Consider the following 26,215-nt stretch of genomic DNA (forward strand, 5'->3'; position numbering starts at 1 on the left):
AAATAAACAAACTTAACCTAAAAAGTAATTGTTATGTGTGGAATATCAGCTTATATAGGATACAGAGAAGCTTATCCAATCGTAATTAACGGTTTAAAAAGATTAGAATACAGAGGTTATGATAGTGCAGGAATAATGATCTATGATGGTCAGCAAATGCAATTATCTAAAACTAAAGGAAAAGTATCTGACTTAGAACTGATTACCGACAAAGATGAAAAAAGAAAAAAAGGAACTATTGGAATAGGGCATACACGATGGGCAACGCACGGTATTCCTAATGATGTGAATTCTCATCCGCATTTATCGCAATCGGGAGATTTAGTTATTGTTCATAACGGAATTATAGAAAACTATGACACCATTAAAAAAGAATTAATAACAAGAGGTTATACTTTTAAAAGCGATACAGATACAGAAGTATTAGTAAACTTAATTGAAGAAGTTAAAAAGAACGAAGGTTGTAAATTAGGTAAAGCGGTACAATTGGCATTAACAAACGTTGTTGGTGCATATGCAATTGCTGTTTTTGATAAAACAAAACCTGATGAAATAGTTGTTGCACGTTTAGGAAGCCCTATTGCAATTGGAGTAGGAAAAGATAATACAGAGTTTTTTGTAGCTTCGGATGCATCTCCTTTTGTAGAATACACAAAAAACGCCATTTATTTAGAAGATGAAGAAATGGCTATTATTAAAATTGGTAAAGGAGTAAAAGTTCGTAAAATTAATGATGATACTAGAGTAGATCCAATTGTTTTAAAACTTCAAATGAGTTTAGAGCAAATCGAAAAGGGAGGTTATGAAAATTTTATGTTAAAAGAAATTCATGAGCAACCAAAAGCAATTACAGATACTTTTAGAGGTAGATTGTTAGCGGAAGAAAATATGATTAAGATGTCTAGTATAGAAGATAATCTCGATCGTTTTTTAAATGCAAATAGAATTATTATAGTGGCTTGTGGCACATCTTGGCATGCTGGTTTGGTTGCAGAATATCTTTTCGAAGATTTAGCAAGAATTCCTGTAGAAGTAGAATATGCATCAGAATTTAGATACAGAAACCCTATTATAACAGATAAAGATGTAGTTATTGCAATTTCACAGTCTGGTGAAACTGCAGATACACTTGCTGCCATTAAATTAGCAAAATCTAAAGGAGCTTTTGTTTATGGTGTTTGTAATGTAGTTGGTTCTTCTATTGCTAGAGAAACAGATTCTGGCGCTTATACACATGCTGGTCCAGAAATTGGAGTAGCATCAACAAAAGCATTTACAACTCAAATTACAGTGTTAACTTTAATCGCTTTAAAATTAGGAAAAGCTAACAAATCTTTATCAGACGAGGTCTTTAAAAACTATCTAGATAAAATGCAAATGATACCAAAACAAGTTGAGCAATTGTTAAAGATTGACGAACATGTAAAATCGATTGCAGCTGTTTATAAAGACTCTAAAAACTGTCTATACTTAGGTAGAGGTTTTAATTTCCCTGTTGCTTTAGAAGGTGCTTTAAAGTTAAAAGAGATTTCTTATATTCATGCAGAAGGGTATCCCGCTGCAGAAATGAAACATGGTCCTATTGCTTTGATTGATGAAAATATGCCAATTTTTGTTATTGCAACAAACAAAGGTCATTATGAAAAAGTAGTAAGTAATATTCAAGAAATAAAGGCAAGAGCAGGTAAAATTATTGCTGTTGTAACTGAAGGCGACACACAGGTTAGAGATATTGCAGATCATGTAATTGAAATTCCTGATACAGAAGAAGCATTAACGCCGTTATTAACTACAATTCCTTTTCAGTTATTATCTTATCATATCGCTGTAATGTTAGGAAGAAATGTAGATCAACCTAGAAATTTAGCAAAATCGGTTACTGTAGAGTAATTTATGTTGTTTAATCATAAGAAAAAATCCAGCTCTTCAGCTGGTTTTTTTGTTTTAGAATCTTCAATCTTAATTAAAATGAAATTATAAATCTAAAAATAACATTTCAAGTTCTTGCACGGTATATGGTTTTTGCAGCACAAAATCTATAGTGTGTTTCTCTTTCGTTTTTTTATCAATATCCCATCCAGATACCGTTATAATTTTTATTTTGTTTCCATAATCATTTCTAATAGCAGCGATTAACTCCCATCCATTCATGCCAGGCATACCAATATCAGTAAATACAATATCGTATTTTTTTTTATTTAAATATTCTAAGGCACTTTTTCCGTTATCTGCAACTGTACATTTATGTCCCATTAACTCCATCAAATCACTAATATCTTCTGTTATAAAACTATTATCGTCTACCCACAAAATAGTATAGGAAGTTTTTTCTTTTTGCTCATTTTCAGGGAGTATTTTAATAACTTCTAGCTGGCTTTCTGGAAAAACTATTTCAAAGGTAGTTCCTTTAGATAGTTCAGATGATTTAATATATATAGTACCGTTGTATTTATTAATGGTAGTAAAAACCCCACTCATACCCAAACCTCTGCCTAATTCGAAGCCTTTTGTTGTAAAAAAGGGTTCAAATATTTTTATTTTAGTTTTTTCATTCATACCGACACCTGTATCTGTAAAAGTGGCGAACACACGTTTGTTTTTTCTACTCGTTTTAATAGTAAGGTTTCCACCTTCTGGCATAGCTTCAACACTGTTTTTAATTAAATTATAGATAGCTAATTTTAATTCGCCTTTGTTACAGCTAATTTTGGGAATATCTTCAAAATCGGTGATAATATTTATTTTTAAGCCTTTTTTTTCAACACTATCTTTCCAGAGAGGACGCGATTGATTTAAACTTTCTTTAATTAACTTGTTAAAATCAATAAGTTGTGCGTCGTTTGCATCGTGTTCTGTATCGCCAAATTTTTGTAAGGCACTCACTCTTTCGGCGACATCATCAATAATAGACTCAATGTTTTTTAATCGTTCTGCGGCAATCTGTGTAATATTTTTTTGAAATTTAATCATTTCTAAGTTCCCTGTTATTTGTTGTAGCGAATTATTAAAATCGTGCGCTACCGAAGAAGACATTTCTCCGATTGCTTTTATTCTTTCGTGTTTAATTTGGGCTTTTTCAAATGTTTTTTGTGAGGTAATATCTTGATTAGCTCCTGTTAAATGGGTTGTTATGCCAGTTTCATCCAATACTGTTTGACAAATAGTTCTCAAGGTTTTTTGATTTCCATTAGGAAGATAAATTCGAAATTCAATATCAAATGGAGTTCCTTGTGTTACAGCTTTGTTGTAAGAGTTGCTAAATAACGCAACGTCATCAGGATGAATTCTTTTGCGAAGAGAATCAACATCAGGCGGCCCTTGCTTTAAATTATAGCCCCAAACGTTAAACATTTCTTCCGACCATTCTGCTTTTTGGGAAAGCGTATTAAAGCTCCAGCTTCCAATATTTGCTAATTTTTGCGCTTCTTTTAAATCTTTTGTAATAGCTTCAGCTTTTTCTTTGGCTTCTATGAGTTCTTCTTTTAACTTAATTTTATTTAATAAATCTTTGCGAGAAATAAGTATTAAAACAATAACAGTAAGACTAGATAAAAGGCTTCCCCAAAAAATAAATATTTTGGTTATAAAGATACTTTGTTGTGTTTTTTTATTTCTTTCGGCGATTACTTTTTCTATATGATTCTCCATTCTAAGAATAACATCTCTTATGTTGTCCATAGTTTGTTTGCCAAACCCTTCAAGAATAATTTGCATTAACGGTTCTGTTTGACCTTGCTTTTTTAACGAAATTGTTTTGTCTAATTCAGCAATTTTTAAAGCCACATAATTTTTTAAAGTATCTATTTTATAGATTTGTGTTGGTGTATTCTGTTTAACTGCAAACTCATAAAGTTGATTAATTGTTTGTGCACTTTCTAGAACTCCTTTATTGTAAGGTCCTAGATAACTTTCTTCTCCTGTAATAATAAAGCCTCGCTGCCCAGTTTCGGCATTTTGCATAGCAGACAAGGTGTTGTTTAAGACTTTCATTACGTTTCGTGAATCTTGCTCTAAACTATTATTTTTGATTAATTGGTTTATACTTTGAAAAGAAAACCCAGCGATTGTTATTAAAACAATCATTACAATTGCCATGGTTAAAAAAAATTTATGTTCTATTTTCATGCAAAGAGGTATCGGTTTAGAGAGAAAAAAATCTTATTAGATTATAGGTTTTTGAAAAGAGTTAAATAGTTTTACCTTGTGTATAAAGGTAGTTATAATAATTTCTAAATAGAATGTTTCTATTTAATTAGTGCTTTAAAATAGTCTTTAACTATTATTACTTATAAATTACATAATGCTTTTAGTATTTTTTAGTTTATAAAGTTTTTAATTAGATCTAATGTTAGATCATAAAACGAACCAAGAGTAGTACTTAAAACAGCTTTAAAAATTAATTTCAATTACTCTAAATTATTTAAAAATGTAACTATTTGAAACGCATTGTAATGAATTATCTGTGTAATACGTTTTTAATGACTATTTTTAGATAATTTTAAACTATGATTTATAATCAGATAGCTCCCTTGTTTTTACAGAGTACTATAGTTGCCTTTATAATACTTTTATTATTTCGCCTTCGTAGACAATTTGGAATTGGAATTTTATTTGCTTGTTTGGGTTTATTTCAGTTCTTACAAGTATTTCTTTTGATTACTATTTATGCATCAAATACTGATAACTTTCTTATTTCGCCTGGTTCTTCCATTTTAGTTATTGCTACACTTTTTGCCTTATTAATAATCTATATTAAAGAGGATGCCCGTGAAACGAGAAGTCTTATATATGCTTTGTTTATTATTAATATAGTAATGACAATTTTTATAAAATTATTTAGTTTTAATTTTAACGAGAATGTGTTTAATACTGTTTATGAGTCAACTAACCTTTTTAATAGTAGTGCTTGGATTTTATTTGTTAGTACCATAACTTTATTTTTAGACTCGTTATTACTTATAATAATTTTTCAATTTTTATCTAAACATGTACGACCCTTATTCTTGAAAATTTGTTTAACAATGCTTCTTGTTATAAGTTTTGATACTTTATTTTTTTCAATTATAGTTTTTTGGAACTTTAACAACCTAAATACAATTGTACTAACAGGGCTAATTTCAAGAGGTATTTTTACTGTTTTTTACAGCGTTGTGTTTTATTTTTATTTAACGTATTTTGATTCTGTAGCTAAAAAAACCGCTTTTTTTAAGTTAACCGATGTGTTTAAACCCTTTATTTACAACCGAAAACTTAAAGCGATAGTGCATAAAGTGAAAAAAGTAGAAAAAGAACGTGTAGCAAAATTAGTTATTCCTAATAAAGAGCTTCTTTTACAAAATAAAGAGAAAGGTAAACATGCAATTGAGTTAGCGCTAGCAAACATAGAACTTGCGTATCAAAATAAAGAAAAAGGGAAACGTGCAGTTGAATTAGCGCTTGCTAATATAGAACTTGCTTTTCAAAATGAAGAGAAAGAGAAACGTGCTGATGAGTTAGATTTTGCTAATAAAGAACTTGCGTATCAAAACAAAGAGAAAGAAAAGCGCGCTGATGAATTAGCTGTTGCAAATACAGAACTTGCGTATCAAAACAAAGAGAAAGAAAAGCGCGCTGATGAATTAGCTGTTGCAAACGCAGAACTTGCGTATCAAAACCAAGAGAAAGAAAAGCGCGCTGATGAATTAGCTGTTGCAAACACAGAACTTGCGTATCAAAATAAAGAGAAAGATAAAAGAGCCTCTGAATTAGCTGTTGCAAACACAGAGCTCGCCTATCAAAATAAAGAGAAAGAAAAGCGAGCCGAAGAATTAGACATTGCTAACAAAGAACTTGCTTATCAAAACAAAGAGAAAGAGAACCGTGCAGAAGAATTAGCGGTTGCAAACATAGAACTTGCTTATCAAAATGAAGAAAAACAAAACAGGGCAGATGAATTAGACCTTGCTAATAAGGAACTTGATTATCAGAATAAAGAAAAAGAGAATAGAGCAGATGAGCTAGCGGTTGCTAATAAAGAACTAGCGTATCAAAATAAAGAAAAAGAGAATAGAGCAGATGAGCTAGCGGTTGCCAATAAAGAACTAGCGTATCAAAATAAAGAGAAAGATAAAAGAGCCGATGAGCTAGCAATTGCTAATAAAGAACTTGTTTTTCAAAATGAAGAAAAAGGGAAAAGAGCCGATGAGTTGGTACTCGCTAATAAAGAACTTGTTTTTCAAAATAAAGAGAAAGAGAATAGAGCAGATGAGCTAGCGGTTGCAAACAAAGAACTAGCATATCAAAATAAAGAGAAAGAAAAACGAGCTGATGAACTTGATATTGCTAATAAAGAACTTGTTTTTCAAAATAAAGAGAAACAAAATAGAGCAGACGAATTGGCGCTTGCAAACACAGAACTTGCCTATCAAAATCAAGAGAAAGAGAACAGAGCAAAAGAATTAAGACACTTTATTGAAACGGCAAATGCGCCTATTTTTGGAATCAATAACAAAGGTCTTATTAATGAATGGAACCAAACTTCTGAAAAGATTACTGGTTATACAAAAAAGGAGGTTTTAGGCAAAGATTTAGTACAAACCTATATTACCGAAGATTATCGAGAGGCCGTTAAAAAAGTTTTAGAAGATGCTTTAATAGGTAAAGAAACTGCGAATTTTGAGTTTCCGATGTTTACAAAACAAGGAAATCGAATTATGGTATTGTTAAACTCAACTACCGGTAGAAATGCAGCTGGCGATATTACGGGTGTTTTAGGAGTTGGGCAAGATATTACAGAGCTGGTTAGTTATCGTAACGATTTAGAGTTTAAGGTAAATGAAAGAACTTTAAAATTAAATGAATCGTTAAAAAAAGAAATAGAATTAAATGAATTAAAATCGAAATTTGTTGCAATAGCTTCTCATGAATTTAGAACGCCGTTGTCTGTAATTAACTTTGCTGCCGGATCTATTAAAAAATATTGGAACAGAATGGAGCCAAAAATGATACAGAGCAAATTAACAAAAATAGAAGGTCAAGTTTTACATATGACAGCATTATTAGAAGATGTTTTAATTTTTGGTCAGGCAGAAGCGGGTGAAATTAGAAATAAGCCTTTAAAATTAAATCTTGGAAACTTTATTCATAAAATAATTGAAGAAGTTTATAGTTCTTCTAATAAATCTCACGAAATATTGCTTGTGGATACTAAAGAGCTAGCAAAAATTAATATTTTGATTGATGAAAAATTAGGACGAAATATTTTTGTAAATCTAATTGGCAATGCTATAAAATTTTCTCCGGATGCTAAAAAGATTACCGTTGAATTAATATCAGAAAAAAACAACCTAATTATTTCAATTACAGATTACGGAATTGGTATTAGCCAATCTGATCTTAAAAATATATTTAAACCTTTTACGCGTGGCGAAAACGTTGATTTAATTCAAGGAACAGGTTTAGGTTTATCAATTGTAAAAGAATCAATACAAATAATAGGAGGCGAAATAAGTGTAGAAAGTGCTATTGGTAAAGGAACTTGTTTTACTGTTAAAATGCCCAAAACTTAAATACAGATTACCTATAAAATATAAATTGAGCAACCCTCTTTTTTAATAAAAGAAGTAATGCAAGCAACTTTTAAATAATTTCTGAACTTTTTTTAGAATATTTAAAACAATTTATTTTAATAATTTTTTATAAAATAAGTAGCTTGCTTATTGATTTTTTAAAAAAAATATATAAATTTTACTAGTATATGTGTTTATTCATTTAATGAGTGTATACTTCTTAATATTTACAACATCTTCTAAGAATTAGTTATGCAGTTCCAATAAATTATGTACATTTATGGTACATTTAAGCGTTCTTAACTCCTAGCACAATTTACTTTTACTGTATTTTTTGAAACACCCTAAACGCTTCCCTACTATTTTATTCACAATTAATTTTTGATGTAAAAATCATCCAAAAAATTGTACCTATTAAAATTTTAGAGCTCATCGACAATAAGATTAGTTCAATATATAGTAGCACTACTATAAACTTAAACTGATTAATAAAATGTATTAATGTCATGAATATGGAGTCCTTAAAAAAAACGCTAAAAAGTGAACAAGCCTATCGAAATAAAGAAAGAGAAAAGAGAACTATAGAGTTAGCCAACCTTAAAGTTGAATTAGAACAACAAATAGTTTGCTTAGATGAAGCAGCTATTGTTTCTGAAGCAGATGCAGAAGGCAACATTATTTTTGCGAACGATAAATTTTGTGAAATTTCTGGATACAAAAGAGAAGAATTACTTGGCGTAAACCATAGAATATTAAAAAGCGGTAAACAACCTGATGCTTTATTTATGGATATGATGAAAACGATAAGTAATGGAGGTGTGTTTAAAGGTAATTTATTAAACAAGAAAAAAGGAGGGAAAGAATTTTACTGGGTAGTTTCTACTATTATGCCTTTTAAAGATGTAAACGGTAAAATAATTAAATATGTAAGTATTCGATTTGATATAACTGCACAAGTTGAGCAAAAAGAAGCCCTTATAAAGCAAGCTGAAGAGCTAAGACAGTTTATTGAAACAGCCAATGCACCTATTTTTGGTATTGATAGTAAAGGGTTGGTTAATGAGTGGAATCAAACATCCGAAAAAATTACTGGCTATACAAAACACGATGTATTAGGTAAAGATTTGGTACAAACCTATATTACAGAAGATTATAGAGAATCTGTAAAAAAAGTGTTAGATGATGCTTTACTTGGCAAAGAAACTGCCAATTATGAGTTTCCGTTATTTACTAAAGATAATAAAAGAGTAATGGTTTTATTAAACTCAAGTACACGCCGCGATATTAGTGGAGAAATTACAGGTGTATTAGGCGTAGGACAAGATATTACAGAGTTAGTTGGGTATCGTAAAGAGCTAGAGTTAAAAGTAAATGAAAGAACCTTAGAGTTAATCGAAGCGCTAAAAAAAGAAAAAGAACTAAGCGAATTAAAATCAAAATTTGTTTCAACAGCATCTCATGAGTTTAGAACACCGTTATCTGCAATTAACTTTGCTGCAGGCTCGATTAGAAAATATTGGACTAGAATGGACCCAGTTATTATGGATAAAAAACTACATAAAATAGAAGATCAAGTAAAGCATATGACAAAATTACTAGACGATATTTTAATTGTTGGTCAAGCCGAAGCTGGTAAAATTAGATATAAACCTTTGCACATAAATCTTGGAGATTTTATTAATGAAATTATTGAAGAAGTTAATAGTTCATATAAAAAATCTCACAAAATTTCGACAATCGATCATGAAAAATTAAAAAATGGTGATATTCTTATTGATGAAAAATTAGGTCGAAATATTTTTATAAATATTATTGGTAACGCTATTAAATTTTCTCCGGATGCCAATAAAGTTACAATTCAATTTTCATCCGAAGAAGAGTATATCGTTATTTCAATTACAGATTACGGCATAGGAATTCCTAAAACAGAATTAAAAAATATATTTGAGCCGTTTACTAGAGGCCGTAATGTTGATTTAATTCAGGGAACTGGCCTTGGTTTATCAATTGCAAAAGAAGCAATAGATATTATGAAAGGAAAAATAATTGTTAAAAGTAACAATGGTAACGGAACATCATTTATTGTAAAAATTTTAAATATTTAAAACAAACACATAAAACCACTATGCATAAAATATTAATTGTAGAAGACACATTGGCTATAAGAGAAGAGGTTTGCGATATTCTTGAAATGGAAGGTTATGTAGTTTTTCAAGCAGGAAATGGAAGAGTTGGTTATGAAATGGCTTTAAAAAAGAGTCCAGATCTTATTATTTCTGACATATTAATGCCACCACTTAATGGTTTTCAAATGTTTAAAAAATTACAAAGTGATACCAGAACAATGAGTATTCCTTTAATTTTTATTTCTGCTAAGGGCGAAAAAGAAGACATTAGAATTGGAATGAATTTAGGGGCTGAAGATTATTTATGCAAACCAATAAATATAGATGATTTGGTAAATGCTGTAAAAAATAAAATTAAAAAGAAATCTATTATAGATCAAAATATTATTGATAAAACAGCAAGATTATCTAACCTTGTGGAAAATCAGAAAGGTAAAATAGATACACTAGAGAGCCAAGTTATTAAGCTAACTAAATTATTAAAAGACCTTTAAATTTTGGGTTTTTTTAAATAAAAACGAACCTAAATAGTGCTTGCTGATTAAAAAAAATAAAAGGTTTAGATATTTTATTTATTAAAATTAAGTCAATTTACTTAGTAATCTTATAAATAGCTTTGAAATTAAAAAAATTAACAGCTAAATAAAAACAGGTTTAACTTCTAAAGACCTAACTTAACCAAACTTAACACTCTTAATTGGGGTTAATTTAAAAAATACTATGAGCTATGAGTAAACTTTCGTACAAAGAATTAGAGAAGGAACTTATGGAGTTAAAAAAAACTCAAAATAGTTCTTCAAAAAATCAAGAGTATAAAACGCTCTTTGATTCTATGCCAGAAATGGTAGAAATTATAGAACTAATTTATAATAATAACAATGAACCTATCGATTTCTATATTAGAGATATAAACCTTTCTCTAGCAAAACTGCTAGGTAAACCTAAAGAGCAATTAATAAATAAAAAAGTATCTTCTATAGTTAATATTATAGAAGACAGTTGGTTTTCTTATTTTGCTGGCGTTGATAAAACAGGCGAAACGATTAGTTTTAAAAATTATGGGGCTGAATTTGATAAATATTATTTTGTTACAGCATGGAAAATTTCTAAAAATAGGGTGGGCGTTTCTTTTACGGATATTACCAAAAACGAAACCGAGAAACTAAAAGTTCAAAAATTTAATAAATCAATATTAGACAATATTCCTGCAGATCTTGCTATTTTTGATAAAGATCATAATTATTTATATATAAATCCAAATGGTATTCGAGACAAAGAAACTAGAAAATGGATGATTGGAAAAACTGATTTTGATTACTGTAACCTTAGAGGGATTGATGACTCTATAGCCCAACGTAGGCGAGATATTTTTAATAAAGTTGTTAAAACAAAGCAACAAATAGAATGGGTAGAGGAATATGAGAAAGAAGGCAAAACCGTTTATTTAATGCGTAATTTTTATCCTGTTTTTATTGATGCTGTTTTTCAATATATAATAGGTTATGGTATTGACATTTCAGAACAAAAAATAGCCCAAAAACAACTAAAAGAGTTAAATAACAACCTTGAAGAAAAAGTAAAAGAACGAACTATAGAATTGCTTACTATAGAGCGCAAATTAAGATTATCGTTAAGTAAAGAAATAGAGTTAAATGAATTAAAATCGAGATTTGTTTCAACAGCATCTCACGAATTTAGAACGCCATTGTCTGTAATTATTTTTGCTGCTGGATCTATTAAAAAATACCGTTCTAAAATGGCGCCTTTTATGATAGATGCAAAACTAGCTAAAATAGAAACTCAAGCAATGCATATGACCGCATTAATAGAAGATATTTTAATTGTAGGACAAGCAGATGCTGGTAAAACTCGCAACAAGCCTTTGTATGTAAATCTTGGAGATTTTATTCTTAAAATAATCGATGAAGTACAAAGTTCTTCTCAAAAATCGCATAAAATAGAGTTAATAGATACAGAAAAATTAAAAAGTGGTACTATTTTTATTGATGAAAAATTAGGTCGAAATATTTTTATTAATTTGATTAACAATGCTGTAAAATTTTCTCCGGATGCTAATAAAGTTATTGTTAATGTTTCATCCGAAGAAAATTATATTGTTATTTCAATTACAGATTTTGGAATTGGAATTCCAAAATCTAAACTTAAAAGCATATTTATTCCTTTTAGTCGAGGAAATAATGTTGATTTAATTCAGGGAACAGGACTTGGTTTATCAATTGTAAAAGGAGCCATAGATATAATAGGCGCAGAAATAGAAGTTCAAAGTATTATTGGCAAAGGAGCCACTTTTACTGTTAAAATTCCTAAAATTTAAAAAATATGCTGTATACAATTCTAATTGTAGAAGATACATTGGCAATAAGAGACGAAATTTTCGATATTCTAATAATGGAGGGTTATATAGTCTTTAAGGCAGAAAACGGAAAAGTTGGTTTTGAAATGGCCTTGAAAGAAAATCCAGATCTTATTATTTCAGACATATTAATGCCAAATCTTAGCGGTTTTGAAATGTTAGATAAATTACAAAAGCATCAGAAAACAAGAGATATACCATTGATTTTTCTTTCTGCTAAAGGTAAAAAAGAAGATATTAGAATTGGCATGAATTTAGGTGCTGAAGATTATTTAACCAAACCAATAGAAATTAACAATTTGTTAAATGCGGTTGAAAATAAACTTAAAAAGAAAGTGCTTAGAGATCAAAAGGTTAGTGATAAAACAGCCACTCTAAACGCTATTCTTGAGAATCAAAAAAACGAACTAGAGAATTATTCTCATCTAATTTCTCATGAATTAAAATCTTCGGTAAGAAATGTTTCAGACCTTTTGGCTTGGACTAAAGAAGAAGCAGCACAAACTAATAATTTTGAAAATTCTAGTCTTATGATTGAGCTGATGCAGGATAAGATAGAAAAAATGGAGTTATTATTAGTGAGAATTGAACTTTATAAAAACATAACACCTGCTTGTTTTAGAGATCGTTTAATTTATACGGATACACTTGTAGAGCGTGTGGCAAATAAAATAGAGAAACCTTCTCATATTAGCATAAAAATAAAGAATAAACTACCTAACTTGTTTGCGGATGAAAAGATGTTAGAAAAATTATTTGAGATACTAATTCAAAATGCTGTAAACCATATAGATAAAGAAATGGGTTTCATTGAAATTGATTGTAAAATAACTAAAAAAGATTATCTTTTTTCAATTAAAGACAATGGTGTTGGCATTCACGAAAAATACCACAAAAAAATATTTGAAATGTTTCAAACAGTTGAGTCTAATAAATCTTTAGGAATTGGTTTAAGTATTGTTGAAAAAATTATTTCTAATTATAAAGGAAAAATACATGTAGAAAGTATCCCTCAAAAGCAAACAATATTTTATTTCAACATTCCAATAACAAATAATTATGAGTAAAATTTTAGTAGTTGAAGATTCCGAAGGTATAAGAGACGAAATTTGTGACATTCTTAGGTTTGAAGGTTTTGAAGTTATTTATTCTGAGGATGGTGAAAGAGGCTTAGAATTGGCAAAAAAAGAACTACCAAATTTAATTCTTTCAGATATTTTAATGCCAAAATTAAATGGGTATCAGTTATTAGCAGAGCTTCAAAAATCACCCACTACAAAATCAATTCCTTTTATTTTTCTTTCAGGTAAAGCTCAATTGGCAGACTTAAGAAAGGGTATGAATTTAGGTGCCGAAGACTATTTAGTAAAACCTTTTAATACAGAAGAGTTAATTAAAGTTGTAAAACGTAAATTAAAAAAACATCAATTAGTTCAAGATAACATAGACAAACTAGTAGACGAAAACGAATTCTTATTAAAAGAAGCCGGCCGAATGGCAAAAATAGGTTATTGGATATATGATAAGAAAACAGACGAATTTAGATGGTCTAAGGCAATTCATCAAATTTTTGGCAGCGACCCAAAACACGGTAGACCATCGCTAGATATAATTCTTAATTGTTTTAATAAAGAATCAAGAGAAAAAACTATTAAAGCAACCTACGAACTTACCGTTAACGGTGCTCCTTACGATATTGATTTGCAAATGAATAACTTAGAGGGCCAAAAGCTTTGGGTGCAAGATATTGGAGAGCCTTTATATAATGATAAAAACGAAATTATTGGTGCCAGAGGCGTAATGCGAGACATTACCAAATTAAAGAATGATCAAGAAGAGTTAAGACAATCTAAAAATGAGTTAGAAAAATCCTTAAAAACAGTTCAGATAAGCGAATTTTTACTTAAAGAAGGAAGTGTAATGGCAAAATTTGGGGTTTTTGAAATTAACACCCAAAAAGATACCAAGTATTTTTCTGATGAAATGTATCGTATTTTTAATTTAGAGCTAGATCAAGAGCATGCTTTTGAAGCAATTAGAAAGGCTTTTAAAAAGAAATCGAGGGCTCTTTTAGCTACACATGTGCAAATATGTATGGAAAAAGGTATCCCTTTTGATACAGAACTTGAAATAGAACTTGAAGAAAAGCCTATTACTTGGATACGAATATTGGGTAAGCCAATTTATGATGAAAATAATGAGATTATTGGTAGGCGAGGTCTTATACAAGACATTACAGATATAAAGATTTCACAATTTGAATTAGAATTGTCTAAACAAAAGATTCAAACGGCTCTAGAACTAGCTAAAAAAAGAGATTATTCCTTAAAAGAGGCAAGTAAAGTAGCTAAAATAGGATATTGGGAATACAATAGTCTAACCGATATCGTTACTTGGTCTGAGTATATTTATAATATTTTTGGGGTCGATTTTAAAAAAAGACCTCAACAATTATCTAAAACCGTTAAAACTTTTGATGAAGAGTCTCAAAAAAGGATAACGCAAGCAACACTAGATCTTACTAATAAGGGCTTGCCGTATGATATTGAGTTGAGATTTATTAACCATAAAAAAGAAGTGGTTTGGGCACGAAGTGTAGCGCAACCTGTATACAACGATAAAAATGAAATAGTTGGTAGAAGAGGTGTTTTGCAGAATATTACAGATTCTAAAAATACGCAACTTGCTTTAGAACTTTCTAAGCAAAAAATTCAAGCCGCTTTAGAGCAAGTAGAAAAAAGCGAATATTCTAAGAATGAGGGAAGTAAAATAGCCAAAATTGGATATTGGGAACACGATTTAGTAACAAATGCTGTTATCTGGTCTGATTATGTGTATCAAATATTTGAGTCGAATCCTAAAGCAGGAATTCCTTCACAAAATGATATTTTAAAAAGATTTAATAAAGAATCTCAAGAAAAACTTGAGCAAGCAACCATAGATATTGTTACAAAAGGTAAGCCTTACGACATTGAATTAAAATTTATAAATCTTAAAAATAAAGAGGTTTGGTTACGAAATGTGGCCCAGCCAATATTTAACCAACAAAACGAAATTGTTGGTAAAAGAGGCGTAATGCAAGATATTACAGATTCTAAAAATGCGCAATTAGAATTAGAGCTCTCTAAACAAAAGATTCAGAGCGCTTTAGAGCTAGTAGAGGAAAATGAATACTCATTAAAAGAAGCCGGTAGAATGGCTGTAATAGGTTATTGGAAATACGATAAGTTAACAGATACAATTTTTTGGTCTGATGCTATTCATCAAATTTATGGTACAGATCCTAAAAAGGAAGTACCAGAAATTGATGTAATTCTTAGTTTTTTTGAAGAAGAATCTAGAAAAAAATTAGTAAATGCAACGGTAATTATTGCAAATAAAGGAGTTCCTTTTGATATTGATTTACAGTTAACCAATTCAAAAAACGAAGTACGTTGGATACGAAATATTGGTGAGCCAATATATAACGATAAAAATGAAATTATTGGTAGAAGAGGAGTTTCGCAAGATATTACAGAGCAAAAAATAAAACAAAATGAATTAGATCTTAAAAGTCTAAAACTACGGGATTTAAACAATGCTTTAAACGAAGCGCAAGAATTGTCTCATTTAGGAAGTTTTGAGTATTTTATTGAAACTGATTCTGTAACATGGTCTAAAGAGTTGTTTAATATTTTTGAACGCTCCTATAAATTAGGGGCTCCAAATTATTCTGAGCATAAATTACTTTATACAGAAGAAAGTTTTAAGATCATGGAACAAGCAGTTAGTAACTGTATAGAACATGAAATACCTTATGATATAGAGCTAGATATTTATACTTTAAATGGTGCTATAAAACATATAATTTCAAGAGGTAGAGTTTTAAAAGATGCTAACAATATAGTAATAGGTTGTTATGGAACAGCACAAGATGTTACCGAAAGAAAATTAATTCAAAAAGCATTAGACCATAAAAATGAAAGGCTATATGATTTAAATAAAGCTTTAAATCAGGCGCAAAAACTAAGCCATATTGGAAGTTGGTATTGGGATATGGAGTTAGATCGTGCCGAATGGTCTGATGAAATGTATAATATTTACGGGGTAACTAAAGGTAACTTTTATCCTAGTCACGAAAATGTAACAAAAACCGTTTTACCCGAAGATTTGTATAAACTTGAGCAAGGTATTAGCTCATTACTAAATGGTGAAATAGTTACTCCTTTTGAGTTTAGAATAAAGCGGCCGTCTGGTGAAATTAGAACTTTATATATTGTAGCACTCGAAAAAAAATCTGAAGAAAGTGTTTTTGGAGTTACGATGGATATTACCGAACGAAAAAAAATTGAAGAAGAACACTTTAGGGTAAAAGACAGTTATAAGAGATTATTTAATACTGCCACGGTTTCTATCTGGAATGAAGATTTAAGCCTTGTATTTAAACAAATAGAAGAGCTTAGAGAACTAAATATTCCTAACATTAAAACATATTTAGAACAACACACTGATGTTTTTTTTTCAATGCTAGAAAAAGTAAAAGTAAACAATGTTAATAGTGCTACTTTAAAATTATTTAAGGCAAAAAGTAGTAAAGAGTTTTTAGATAATGTACAATATACATTTGGGGAAGGGGCTAGTTTAGTATTTATAAACCTTATAGAATCTATTTGGAATAATGAGAAAACATTTACATCCGAAGTAAATTATAAAACTTTAAAAGGAGATGAGTTTGCTGCATTATTTTCAATTGCTATTCCGCAAACAAAACTAGAACAAAAGATAGTTGCCGCTAGTATTCAAAGTATTCAAAGCATAAAAGATGCTGAATCTGCAAATAGAGAATCTTTAAATAAATTAAATGAAGCGCAAAAATTAGCTCGTATTGGTAGTTGGTTGTTTAACCCCTTAACTCAAAAAATAGATTGGTCTGATGAAACGTTTCATATTTGGGGTTTTGATCCAGAGAAAGGAGCTCCTAAATTTGATGCTGTGGTTAATTTAGTTCATGTAGATGATCAAGAATTATTTAATAGCGTTGTTGATAAGGCTGTTAGTTTAGGAAAATCGTACGATATTGAACATAGAATTTGTCTTAAAAATGGTGAGCAAAAAATAATAAGAGCTATTGGTCAACCAGTTTTTGGCAATAATGGTAAAGTGGTTAGCTTGGCTGGTACTACACAAGATATTACATCGCAAAAGCAAGTATTAGATAAAATTGAAAAAGCCGAAGAAATGTATCGTATTTTAACAGAGTATTCTACCGATTTAATTTGTTTGCAAGAACCAGATAGTACTTTTAAATACATCAGTCCGTCTATAGAAAACTTATTGGGCTACAAACAATCAGATTTTCTAGGTAAAACAGTCTTTAGTATTGTGCATAAAGATGATATTGAGCTTTTAAAAGCGGCAATGAAGAAAAAAGTGTTTATTGGTGAACAAATAGAAGCTTATACTTTTAGAATTCGCCATCAAAACGGTCATTTTATTTGGTTAGAATTTTTATCATCTCCTGTATATGTAGAGAATGAAGTTAGTTATTTTGTTACCTCTGCAAGAGATGTTACTCAATGGATGTTGGCAAAACAAGAAATTCAAGAATATCAAACATCACTTCAAAAATTAACTATAGAAACTTCTTTGTTAGAAGAAAAACAAAAAAAAGAAATTGCTTCAAACATACACGATCATCTAAGCCAGTCTTTAATTATTTCGAAAATGAGAATTAATGAGCTTAAAAAAAATCCGCAGTTAAAAATAATTGATGAAGATTTAAAATTTATTGAAACACATATTTCTGAAGCTTTAGAGAATAGCCGTAAAATTACTTACGAACTTTCACCACCTGTATTATATCAATTAGGTATTGTTGCTGCATTAAATTGGTTACTAGACGATGTAGAAGCTACGCATAAAATAGAGTGTAGATTTAACAGCAATATAAATACTATTAAACTAGATGATGTAAGCTCAATTTTACTTTTTAGAAGTATACAAGAAGTGCTAACCAATACTATAAAATATGCAAAAGCATCTCTAATAACGCTAAATTTTGATAAAGAAAGTGATGGTGCTGGTATTCTAATAACAGATAACGGTGTTGGGTTTGATACTTCTTTATTAAATAATTACCATAATCATTCTGGGTCAGGTTTTGGTTTATTTACAGTTAAAGAGCGCATAAGAAACATACAAGGAAAGTTTACGATAGTATCAGAAATAAATGTAGGCACAATAGTTAAAATTTTTATACCTTTAACTCCATGACCTATAAACGCGAAATTAAAATAATATTAGTTGACGATCATAAATTACTTAGAGATGGTTTGAGAAATATTATAGAGCAAAGGTCTAACATGCGTATTGTTGGCGAAGCTTCGGATGGTAGAGAGGCAATAAAAATATGTTTAAAATTAGAGCCAGATGTTTTGGTTATAGATGTTGCCATGCCTGGTTTAAATGGTATTGAAGCAGCAACTCAAATTCATAAAAATAACCCAGGTATAAAAATAATAGGTCTTTCTATGCATTCTGGTAAGCAATTTATTCAAGGCATGTTTAACGCAGGTGCTTTTGGATATTTGTTAAAAGATGGCGATGCGGATGAATTAATCATAGCGATTACTACTGTAATGGAAAATAAAAAATATCTTTCTAAAGATATTGATCAAGAGTTTTTACCACTACTTAGAAAGGGTGAAGCTATTTCAAAAGCAGTATTGAGTGCTAGAGAGAACGAAGTGCTGCAATTAATTGCGGAAGGAAATTCGTCTAAACAAATAGGAGAAGTATTGTTTTTAAGCTCAAAAACTGTGGATGTTCATAGAAATAATATCATGAAAAAAATAGATTTATATACCATTCCCGAATTGACAAAATATGCCATTCAAAAAGGGCTAACTTCGCTAGATATTTAATAATTACTTTATTATTGTTTTGTTTAATTTAAACTTAAAAACAAGCATTTTACCTATATAATTAGTTTTAAAAATGGACTATTTTTAAACTTAATTTATTTTAGATATCATCTTATATTGAAATCAACACTAAAGAACTTATTAATACTAGAAGATAACCTTTACATTGGTAAAGAGATAGTTAGTGCTGCTAAAGAACTAAAAAGGTTTCAAGAAGTTTATGTAACTAAATCTTTAAAAGAAGCTATTTCTTTTTTTAGCAATATAAACTTTAAGTTTGTTGTGCTTGATTTGAATTTGCCAGATGGCAATGGTATAGAACTACTTAAATACTGTGTAGAAAATCAGAAAGAAACCAAGGTTTTTATTTTCTCGTCTAGCATAGAGTTAAAGCGAATTTGTTTAAAATATGGAGCCTTTGCTTTTTTTGATAAAGCGAATGGTTTAGATGAATTAATTGAGGCACTTAAAAATGAGTAAGAAAAAAAATATACCTTTTAGTTTCGCTTTTCTAATTCAGTAGAACATAAATTCTTTGTTACTAAATACTAAAATTAAGAATGTAAAAATTAATTTCAGTAAGGTTTTAATTAAAAAAAGCTAAACAATTTTAGTCGTTTAGCTTTTCTGCAAAAATATATTTGGGGATAAATATAATTTAAAGATTTGATAGCCTTCGTTTGACTTCAAATTAGAATTAATTTTTTTCTCTAAACCTCTATAATACTGATTCTACCAAAAATGTTACACTAGTCATTAAAATTATTAAACTAAGTGAAATTTTAAAAAAATTAATATTTTGATCGCGGGAGTCTTGGGGGTATTCTTGTACTTTTTTCATGGGGGGATGAATTTAAAGAGTTTATAAATAATTACACTACAAATATATTTATTATTTCAAAGGCTATCAATAGGTAAATTTCTTAGTTTATAAATTGATATTATATTTCAAATAGTTTTAAATTTAAAAAACTAAACCATAGGTGTGATTTAGCTTTTTATGCTGGGGGATAATTAGAATACTGATTCTACCAAAAATGTTACACTAGTCATTAAAATCATTAAACTAAGTGAAATTTTAAAAAAATTAATATTTTGATCGCGGGAGTCTTGTGGGTTTTCTTGTGCTTTTTTCATGGGGGGATGAATTTAAAGAGTTTATAAATAATTACACTACAAATATATTTATTATTTCAAAGGCTATCAATAGGTAAACTTCTTAATTTATACTTTGCGATCGTACTTGAAGTAGTTTTAAATTTAAAAAACTAAACCATAGGTGTGATTTAGCTTTTTCAACATTCTGGGGGATGCGTATTATATAAAGTTTTAAAATATTGATTCTATTAAAAATGCTACACTAGCAGTTAAAATTATTAAACTAAGTGAAATAGTAAAAAATTCGATTCTTGGATCGTTGGATTCTTCTAGATTTTCTTGTGCTTCTTTCATGGGGGGATGAATTTAAAGGGTTCATAAATAATTACACTACAAATTTATTTAATATTGCGAAGGCTATCAATAGGCAATCTCCTTAATTTAGATGTTTAGCTTAAAATCGTAAAAACTCTGCTTATTTGCCAGTTTAGATTTTCTGCATTACATAAATTACTAAAAGACCAATTCTATTAAAAAAGTGATGCTAATCATTAATATTATTAAACTAAGTGAACTCGTAAAAACCTAGATTTTTATGTCTTTTGAGTTTTGGAAATTTTCTTGTGCTTTTCTCATTGGGGGAAATTTTAAGTGAGTTCTTTTTGATTCTCATATATACTTACGAGAAGAGTTGACCTAAGGTTTTAAAGAACACACGTTATTTTTATTTTAAATTAAAAAAGCTAAACTATGGTGGTAGTTTAGCTTCTTTACTTATCATACATTGGGGGACACTCGTAATCTTTATTCTTAAAAGTACTAATTGTTTAATTTTATATAGTAATCTTTTGTTTTTATTTTTATCGGCAAATATTTAATCAGTTTAGCACCACAAATATATTTAATGCTAGAAAGTTAACCAATAGGTTATGCTCTTAATTTATACTTTAGTATTTATTTTCTGAACTATAACACCGATTCTATTAAAAACGCGATACTAGTAATAAAAATTATTAAACTAAGTGAAGTCATAAAAAACTCGATGTTTTGGTCGTTAGAACCCTGGAAACTTTCTTCTGCTTTTTTCATGGGGGTATGAATTTAAAGTGCTACTAATTATGTTCTTTATAAATATATTACTACAAGTATATTTAATATTTTAAAATACTACTATAGGTAATTTTCTTATTTTACTACCTAACTTCAAATGTAATAGGTATGCTATAACTAACACCTACAGGCATTCCTCTTTGTTTACCTGGTATCATATCTGGTAAAGAACCAATAATTTTACCAACTTCTTTTTCTAATACAGGATGTGGTCCTCTAGCTTTTACATTAATTACTTTGCCTGTTTTGCTTATTGTAAAAACAACAAATAGTTTTTTCTTACCAACTTGTAAACCCAACTCGGTAGCTAAATTCACGTCAAATCTTTTGCCAAAAAATTCTGTGACCTTTTTTGTAAAACAATCTTTAAGTTCTTTGTTGTTTCCTTTACAACCAGGGTAAACAGGCACATCTTCAATTAAAATAAAAGGGATGTCTTCAATTATTTCTTCTCCCTCTGCTACTTCAACAACATTACCAACATCGCCAGTAGTAATTAAAGCATTGGTTACAACTTCGTTTTCATCTGTTTCGGTAGAATTAAAAATAGTTTCAATAATACGAACATTGTCTTTTACAACTTGAAAGTTTTCAAGTGGCGGCGGCGGCGGCGCACCTGTTTGGGTTAGTTTAATTTTTTGCATTGGCACAATAGGAATGTCTTGTGCCATTTCTGCAATCATACTTGTTTTAACCACAGTATTTGTTGTAACTATTTTTTCATAGGTTTTGTGTTCCATGAAAATATAGGTAACATATAAGGTAAGAACTAAACCTATTTGCATAAAAATTTTACTGTAATTTTCTAATTGTAGTTTTGGGTATTTTTTAATTTCCATCTTTTAGCTTTTTAAAATTCTAAAAAAATATAGATAGTCAAGTATTTAATGAGCGATTGTAAATCAATGGCGCCCAAGTCTTTTGACGTATATAAATTTAAAGATTAAAAGCAGCTTAAAATATGATTTTCATCATACTTTGTCGTGAATTTTAGTAGGATTATTATCGTTTCAAAGTGTAAGAATGTCTGTTGCAACGCTAGCTCCGCTTCCTGCTGCTATTGCAAATTGACTTCTCCATCCTGCAATTGTGCCACAACAATACAAGCCTTGTTGTATAAAATGATTTTCGTTTTTTAATTGAATTCTATCTTTATCAGGGTTTGCTTTTTGATGCGGAATAATAAACGCATCTAAACCTTTTATTGCAAATGGTTTCGAATAGTTTAAAGCAAGCACTATAATTTTAGATTTATAATTATTTTTATTCGTTTCAACGGTGTAAATACCATTAATTTTTTCTACGGATAAAACTTTCTCATTTTCAATTTGAGAAACAGCAGGATATAAAGTTGATAAATGTGCCTTTCCATTTATTAAAATATCTTTTCCTAGTGTTTTAGGTGATAGTCCTAAAACATTGTTAAACAAGGCGTTTTCTAAATGAGAAGCGCGTTGATGCATAATAATTGCTATTTTTTTATCCGCAGCAAAAGCTTTGTTTTTAGCAGAACCTAAAACCAATGCACATTGCATTCCAGAAACACCACCACCAATAATTAAAGCATCAAAAATCATTTAGATAAAAAGCATTTTTATGTTTTGAGTAAATAGCTTTACAGAAATTGCAAGTAAAATTACACCAAAAACTTTACGTATAATTTGAATTCCTGTTGCACCGATTAAACGTTCTATTTTAGACGAAGTTTTTAAAACGATATATAAAAAAATAACATTTAAAATTATAGCAATTATAATATTTTGCACAGCAAATTCTGCTCGCAAAGAGAGTAATGTTGTTAAACTACCTGGGCCAGCAATTAAAGGAAACGCTAAAGGAAAAACAGTTGCAGTTACAGCTCCATGATTGCCATCGTCTTTATATAGAGTAATTCCTAAAATCATTTCTAAAGCAATAAAAAACAGAATAAAAGAACCCGCTACGGCAAAAGAATTTACATCAATACCAATAAATTGTAATAAACTTTGTCCCAAAAACAAGAAAACGATCATTATTAAGCCAGAAATTAGAGAAGCTTTTTCAGACTGAATATGACCTACTTTTTTACGCAAATCTATAATGATAGGTATGTTTCCAATAATATCTATTACTGCAAACAAAACCATAAAAGCAGTTAAAATTTCTTTGAAGTTAAAATCCATAATAAAAGAATTTAATTTTATGCAAAACTAGTCAACTAACTTTACGGAATTGCTAAAAAATTGAAAAAAATAATCTTATTTTTGTGAATATGTTTCAACTAGGAAAAACAATTGTTTCGGAAGATATTATCGAAAAAGATTTTGTGTGTAATTTATCTGCCTGCAAAGGAGCTTGCTGTGTAAATGGTGATGCTGGTGCGCCGCTAGAGAAAGAAGAAACCACAATTTTAGAAGAAATTTATCCGAAGATAAAACCTTTTTTACGAAAAAAAAGTATAGAGGTTATAGAAAATGTAGGTACTTGGGTTACAGGTAAAGATGGTGAGTTAGAAACGCCTTTGATAGATGGTGCAGATTGTGCTTATGTAATTTTTGATAAAAATAAGACAGCACTTTGTGCGATAGAGGAAGCGTATAATCAAGGAGAAATAGGTTGGAAAAAACCAGTTTCTTGTCATTTATATCCAGTAAGAGTTAAAGATTACAGCGAGTTTTCTGCGGTAAATTACGATAAGTGGGATATTTGTGATGACGCTTGTACGTTAGGAAAAGAGCTGCAAGTGCCAGTTTATAAGTTTGTGAAACAAGCTTTGGTTCGTAAATTTGGGCAAAATTGGTATGATGAATTAGAAAAAGTAGCCGAAAAACACGTAAAATAATTTTTTAAAAGATAGTTAGACTGTTAAAACAGCATCAAATTTTTTGATGCTGTTTTTTTATGGCACATTCTTTGAATTAACAAAGTCTTAACATTTAAAAACTTTCTAATTATGAAAAACTTAAAAAAATTACCAACCAAACAATTAGAAAAATTCTCTAACATTTTTACACAGTTAGTTCTTGTAGTAGTGCTTTTTATCGTTTACCTAACTTTAGAACACAAAACACCGCAAAAGAAATTTGCAGTTGTAGATTTTGATCCGCCAGAAATTGTTGTTTTGCAACCAGATCAAATTATTCAATTTACAAGAGAACTTAAAGAAGAGCCTAAAGCGGAGTTGCCAAAAAAAGATATTTTTATTCCTGATGAACCAATTAAAAAAGGGAATAATGATAGTACAGAAGCAGTTATTAATGTAGCAATAAAAAAGGTTGTTCAAATAAATCCTAATGATATCATCGAAGCTAAAGAGCCAAGAGAAGAAATAATAGAAACTGTACCTTTTATAAACATTGAATTTGCACCTGTTTTTAAAGGTTGTGAAGGTTTATCAAAAGAAGAAAATAAAGTTTGTTTTGATAAAAAAATGAAGCAATTTGTACAACGTAATTTTAATTTACAATTGGCAAGTGAAATAGGTTTACAACCCGGAAAATATAAAATTCAGACACAATTTATTATTGACAATCAAGGCAATGTGGTAGACATACAAATTAGAGCGCCACACCACAAATTAAAAAAGGAAACGCAACAATTAATTGAAAACCTGCCTAAATTTACTCCAGGAAAACAAAGAGAGAAACCAGTAAAAGTTAAGTATACGTTGCCTATTTCTTTTCAAGTAGATTAAAATTTTAGCCCAACTTTTAGTTGGGTTTTTTTATTATTCCGTATTTTTGACTTTATGAAAATCAATCAATTTTTAGATGCTACGTATTTAAAAACAGCATCACAGGCCAATATTTCTGAAGAAGAGAATCAACAAAAAGTAGTTGACTTACTAAATGAAGCTATTTTACACGGTTATAAATTAGTAATGATTCGTGCAAAATACATTCCCTTAGCAAAAGAAATACTTTTAAAAGCAAATGCGGATGTTTTAGTAGGAACTGTTATTGATTTTCCAGAAGGAAATTCATCCAAAGAAAAAAAGTTAGAAGAAGCTAAAAAAGCAATTGCTTTAGAAGCGGACGAACTTGATTTTGTTGTGAATTACACGGCTTTTAAAGAAGGGAAAATTAACCTGATTAAAGCAGAGGTTTTTGCGGCCACTAAATTGTGTTTAGAAAACAATAAAGTTGCAAAATGGATTATAGAAGTTGCGGCCTTAACATCAGAAGAAATTATTGTAATTTCACAATTGATAAAAGAAGTTGTTCTTACTAATTTTGATGAAACTGCTGCTAAAAAAGTGTTCGTAAAATCATCTACTGGCTTTTTTAAAACCGAAGACAACAAACCAAATGGCGCAACTTTTGAAACCATGAAACTAATTTCAGATAACGCAAAACCATTGCAAGTAAAAGCCGCAGGCGGTGTTAGAGATTACGGAACGGCTTTAAAGATGATTTCTTTGGGAGTTGACCGAATTGGAACATCATCTGCAAAAGAAATTTGTAGCAAAGAAGAAAATAGCAACTTAGAACATTAATTTTTATATGGATTATTTTGCACACGAAACGGCAATTATAGATGCTAATTGCAACATTGGTAAAGGCACAAAAATTTGGCATTTTAGCCATATTATGTCCAATTGTATTATTGGCGAAAGTTGCAACCTCGGACAAAATGTGGTGATTTCTCCAGATGTTATTTTGGGTAAAAATGTAAAAGTGCAAAACAACGTTTCTATTTACACCGGTGTTATTTGTGAAGACGATGTTTTTTTAGGGCCTTCAATGGTTTTTACAAATGTGATTAATCCTAGAAGTGCAGTTATCAGAAAAAACGAGTATTTAAAAACAATTGTAAAAAAAGGCGCAACTATTGGCGCAAATGCAACCGTTGTTTGTGGCAATACTATTGGTGAGTTTGCTTTTATTGGCGCAGGCGCAGTGGTTACAAAAGAGGTTTTGCCGTATGCGTTGGTTGTTGGAAATCCGTCAAAACAAATTGGTTGGGTGAGCGAATTTGGACATCGATTAGAATTTAACGAACAAGGTTTTGCAACTTGTAAAGAGAGTGGTGAAGAGTATCAGCTTAAAGGAAATAACGTAGAAAAGTTATAAAAACATT

General features: G+C 29.7%; 18 protein-coding genes. 13 read left to right on the top strand and 5 right to left on the bottom strand.

Features of this window, described 5'->3' with window-relative positions; all coding sequences use genetic code 11:
* Positions 1–33 precede the first annotated feature (33 nt).
* Positions 34–1,890 carry a glutamine--fructose-6-phosphate transaminase (isomerizing) gene (gene glmS, locus BTO16_RS13705; protein WP_105022230.1) on the top strand — a complete coding sequence of 619 codons (1,857 nt, stop codon included), beginning with the start codon at positions 34–36 and terminating at the stop codon, positions 1,888–1,890.
* Between the two features lie 84 nt (positions 1,891–1,974).
* Here the strand turns inward: glmS and BTO16_RS13710 are convergent, their stop codons facing one another.
* Positions 1,975–4,125: a CHASE3 domain-containing protein gene (locus BTO16_RS13710; RefSeq protein ID WP_105022231.1), complete on the bottom strand. Its 2,151-nt coding sequence runs from the start codon at positions 4,123–4,125 to the stop codon at positions 1,975–1,977.
* A 380-nt stretch (positions 4,126–4,505) separates the two neighbouring features.
* On the opposite strand from BTO16_RS13710, the gene BTO16_RS13715 reads away from it, so the two are divergent.
* The 8 genes from BTO16_RS13715 (at position 4,506) to BTO16_RS13750 (ending at position 19,429) form a co-directional block, all read left to right on the top strand.
* Complete coding sequence (locus BTO16_RS13715) at positions 4,506–7,547, top strand: ATP-binding protein (RefSeq protein WP_407675519.1); 3,042 nt, start codon at positions 4,506–4,508, stop codon at positions 7,545–7,547.
* A 512-nt stretch (positions 7,548–8,059) separates the two neighbouring features.
* Positions 8,060–9,652: a sensor histidine kinase gene (locus tag BTO16_RS13720; RefSeq protein WP_245892119.1), complete on the top strand. Its 1,593-nt coding sequence runs from the start codon at positions 8,060–8,062 to the stop codon at positions 9,650–9,652.
* 20 nt (positions 9,653–9,672) lie between these two features.
* Positions 9,673–10,167 (top strand): response regulator transcription factor, encoded by a 495-nt coding sequence (locus BTO16_RS13725; protein WP_105022233.1) that lies wholly within the window; start codon positions 9,673–9,675, stop codon positions 10,165–10,167.
* Between the two features lie 233 nt (positions 10,168–10,400).
* Positions 10,401–12,008, top strand: coding sequence for a sensor histidine kinase (locus BTO16_RS17900; RefSeq protein ID WP_105022234.1), 1,608 nt, complete (start codon positions 10,401–10,403; stop codon positions 12,006–12,008).
* Between the two features lie 5 nt (positions 12,009–12,013).
* Positions 12,014–13,114 carry a sensor histidine kinase gene (locus tag BTO16_RS13735; RefSeq protein ID WP_245892120.1) on the top strand — a complete coding sequence of 367 codons (1,101 nt, stop codon included), beginning with the start codon at positions 12,014–12,016 and terminating at the stop codon, positions 13,112–13,114.
* Entirely contained in the window at positions 13,107–18,299 is a 5,193-nt protein-coding gene (locus BTO16_RS13740; protein WP_105022235.1) for a hybrid sensor histidine kinase/response regulator, read from the top strand. The genes BTO16_RS13735 and BTO16_RS13740 overlap by 8 nt, the downstream gene beginning before the upstream one ends.
* A complete protein-coding gene (locus tag BTO16_RS13745) occupies positions 18,296–18,949 on the top strand; it encodes a response regulator (protein ID WP_105022236.1) in 654 nt (217 codons plus the stop codon). Before BTO16_RS13740 ends, BTO16_RS13745 begins: the two co-directional genes overlap by 4 nt.
* Before the next feature lie 117 nt (positions 18,950–19,066).
* On the top strand, positions 19,067–19,429 hold the full coding sequence (locus tag BTO16_RS13750) for a response regulator (RefSeq protein WP_170064476.1): 363 nt from the start codon (positions 19,067–19,069) through the stop codon (positions 19,427–19,429).
* Between the two features lie 849 nt (positions 19,430–20,278).
* Here the strand turns inward: BTO16_RS13750 and BTO16_RS17990 are convergent.
* The 4 genes from BTO16_RS17990 to BTO16_RS13765 all read right to left on the bottom strand — a co-directional run bounded on the left by BTO16_RS17990 (position 20,279) and on the right by BTO16_RS13765 (position 23,319).
* Entirely contained in the window at positions 20,279–20,401 is a 123-nt protein-coding gene (locus tag BTO16_RS17990; protein WP_262503065.1) for a hypothetical protein, read from the bottom strand.
* Positions 20,402–21,240: 839 nt separating this feature from the next.
* Positions 21,241–21,996: an energy transducer TonB gene (locus BTO16_RS13755; protein ID WP_105022238.1), complete on the bottom strand. Its 756-nt coding sequence runs from the start codon at positions 21,994–21,996 to the stop codon at positions 21,241–21,243.
* A gap of 171 nt (positions 21,997–22,167) precedes the next feature.
* A complete protein-coding gene (locus BTO16_RS13760; RefSeq protein ID WP_105022239.1) occupies positions 22,168–22,734 on the bottom strand; it encodes an NAD(P)/FAD-dependent oxidoreductase in 567 nt (188 codons plus the stop codon).
* The gene (locus BTO16_RS13765) at positions 22,735–23,319 is read right to left on the bottom strand and encodes a MarC family protein (protein WP_105022240.1); all 585 of its coding nucleotides are present in this window, start codon (positions 23,317–23,319) and stop codon (positions 22,735–22,737) included.
* An 89-nt stretch (positions 23,320–23,408) separates the two neighbouring features.
* On the opposite strand from BTO16_RS13765, the gene BTO16_RS13770 reads away from it, so the two are divergent.
* The 4 genes from BTO16_RS13770 to BTO16_RS13785 all read left to right on the top strand — a co-directional run bounded on the left by BTO16_RS13770 (position 23,409) and on the right by BTO16_RS13785 (position 26,208).
* The gene (locus tag BTO16_RS13770; protein ID WP_105022241.1) at positions 23,409–23,978 is read left to right on the top strand and encodes a DUF3109 family protein; all 570 of its coding nucleotides are present in this window, start codon (positions 23,409–23,411) and stop codon (positions 23,976–23,978) included.
* A 111-nt stretch (positions 23,979–24,089) separates the two neighbouring features.
* A complete protein-coding gene (locus BTO16_RS13775) occupies positions 24,090–24,830 on the top strand; it encodes an energy transducer TonB (RefSeq protein WP_105022242.1) in 741 nt (246 codons plus the stop codon).
* 54 nt (positions 24,831–24,884) lie between these two features.
* Positions 24,885–25,631 carry a deoxyribose-phosphate aldolase gene (gene deoC / locus BTO16_RS13780; protein ID WP_105022243.1) on the top strand — a complete coding sequence of 249 codons (747 nt, stop codon included), beginning with the start codon at positions 24,885–24,887 and terminating at the stop codon, positions 25,629–25,631.
* A gap of 7 nt (positions 25,632–25,638) precedes the next feature.
* The gene (locus tag BTO16_RS13785; RefSeq protein ID WP_105022244.1) at positions 25,639–26,208 is read left to right on the top strand and encodes an acyltransferase; all 570 of its coding nucleotides are present in this window, start codon (positions 25,639–25,641) and stop codon (positions 26,206–26,208) included.
* Positions 26,209–26,215 lie beyond the last annotated feature (7 nt).

The organism is Polaribacter glomeratus, from assembly GCF_002954665.1.
GTDB classification, from domain to species: Bacteria; Bacteroidota; Bacteroidia; order Flavobacteriales; family Flavobacteriaceae; genus Polaribacter; species Polaribacter glomeratus.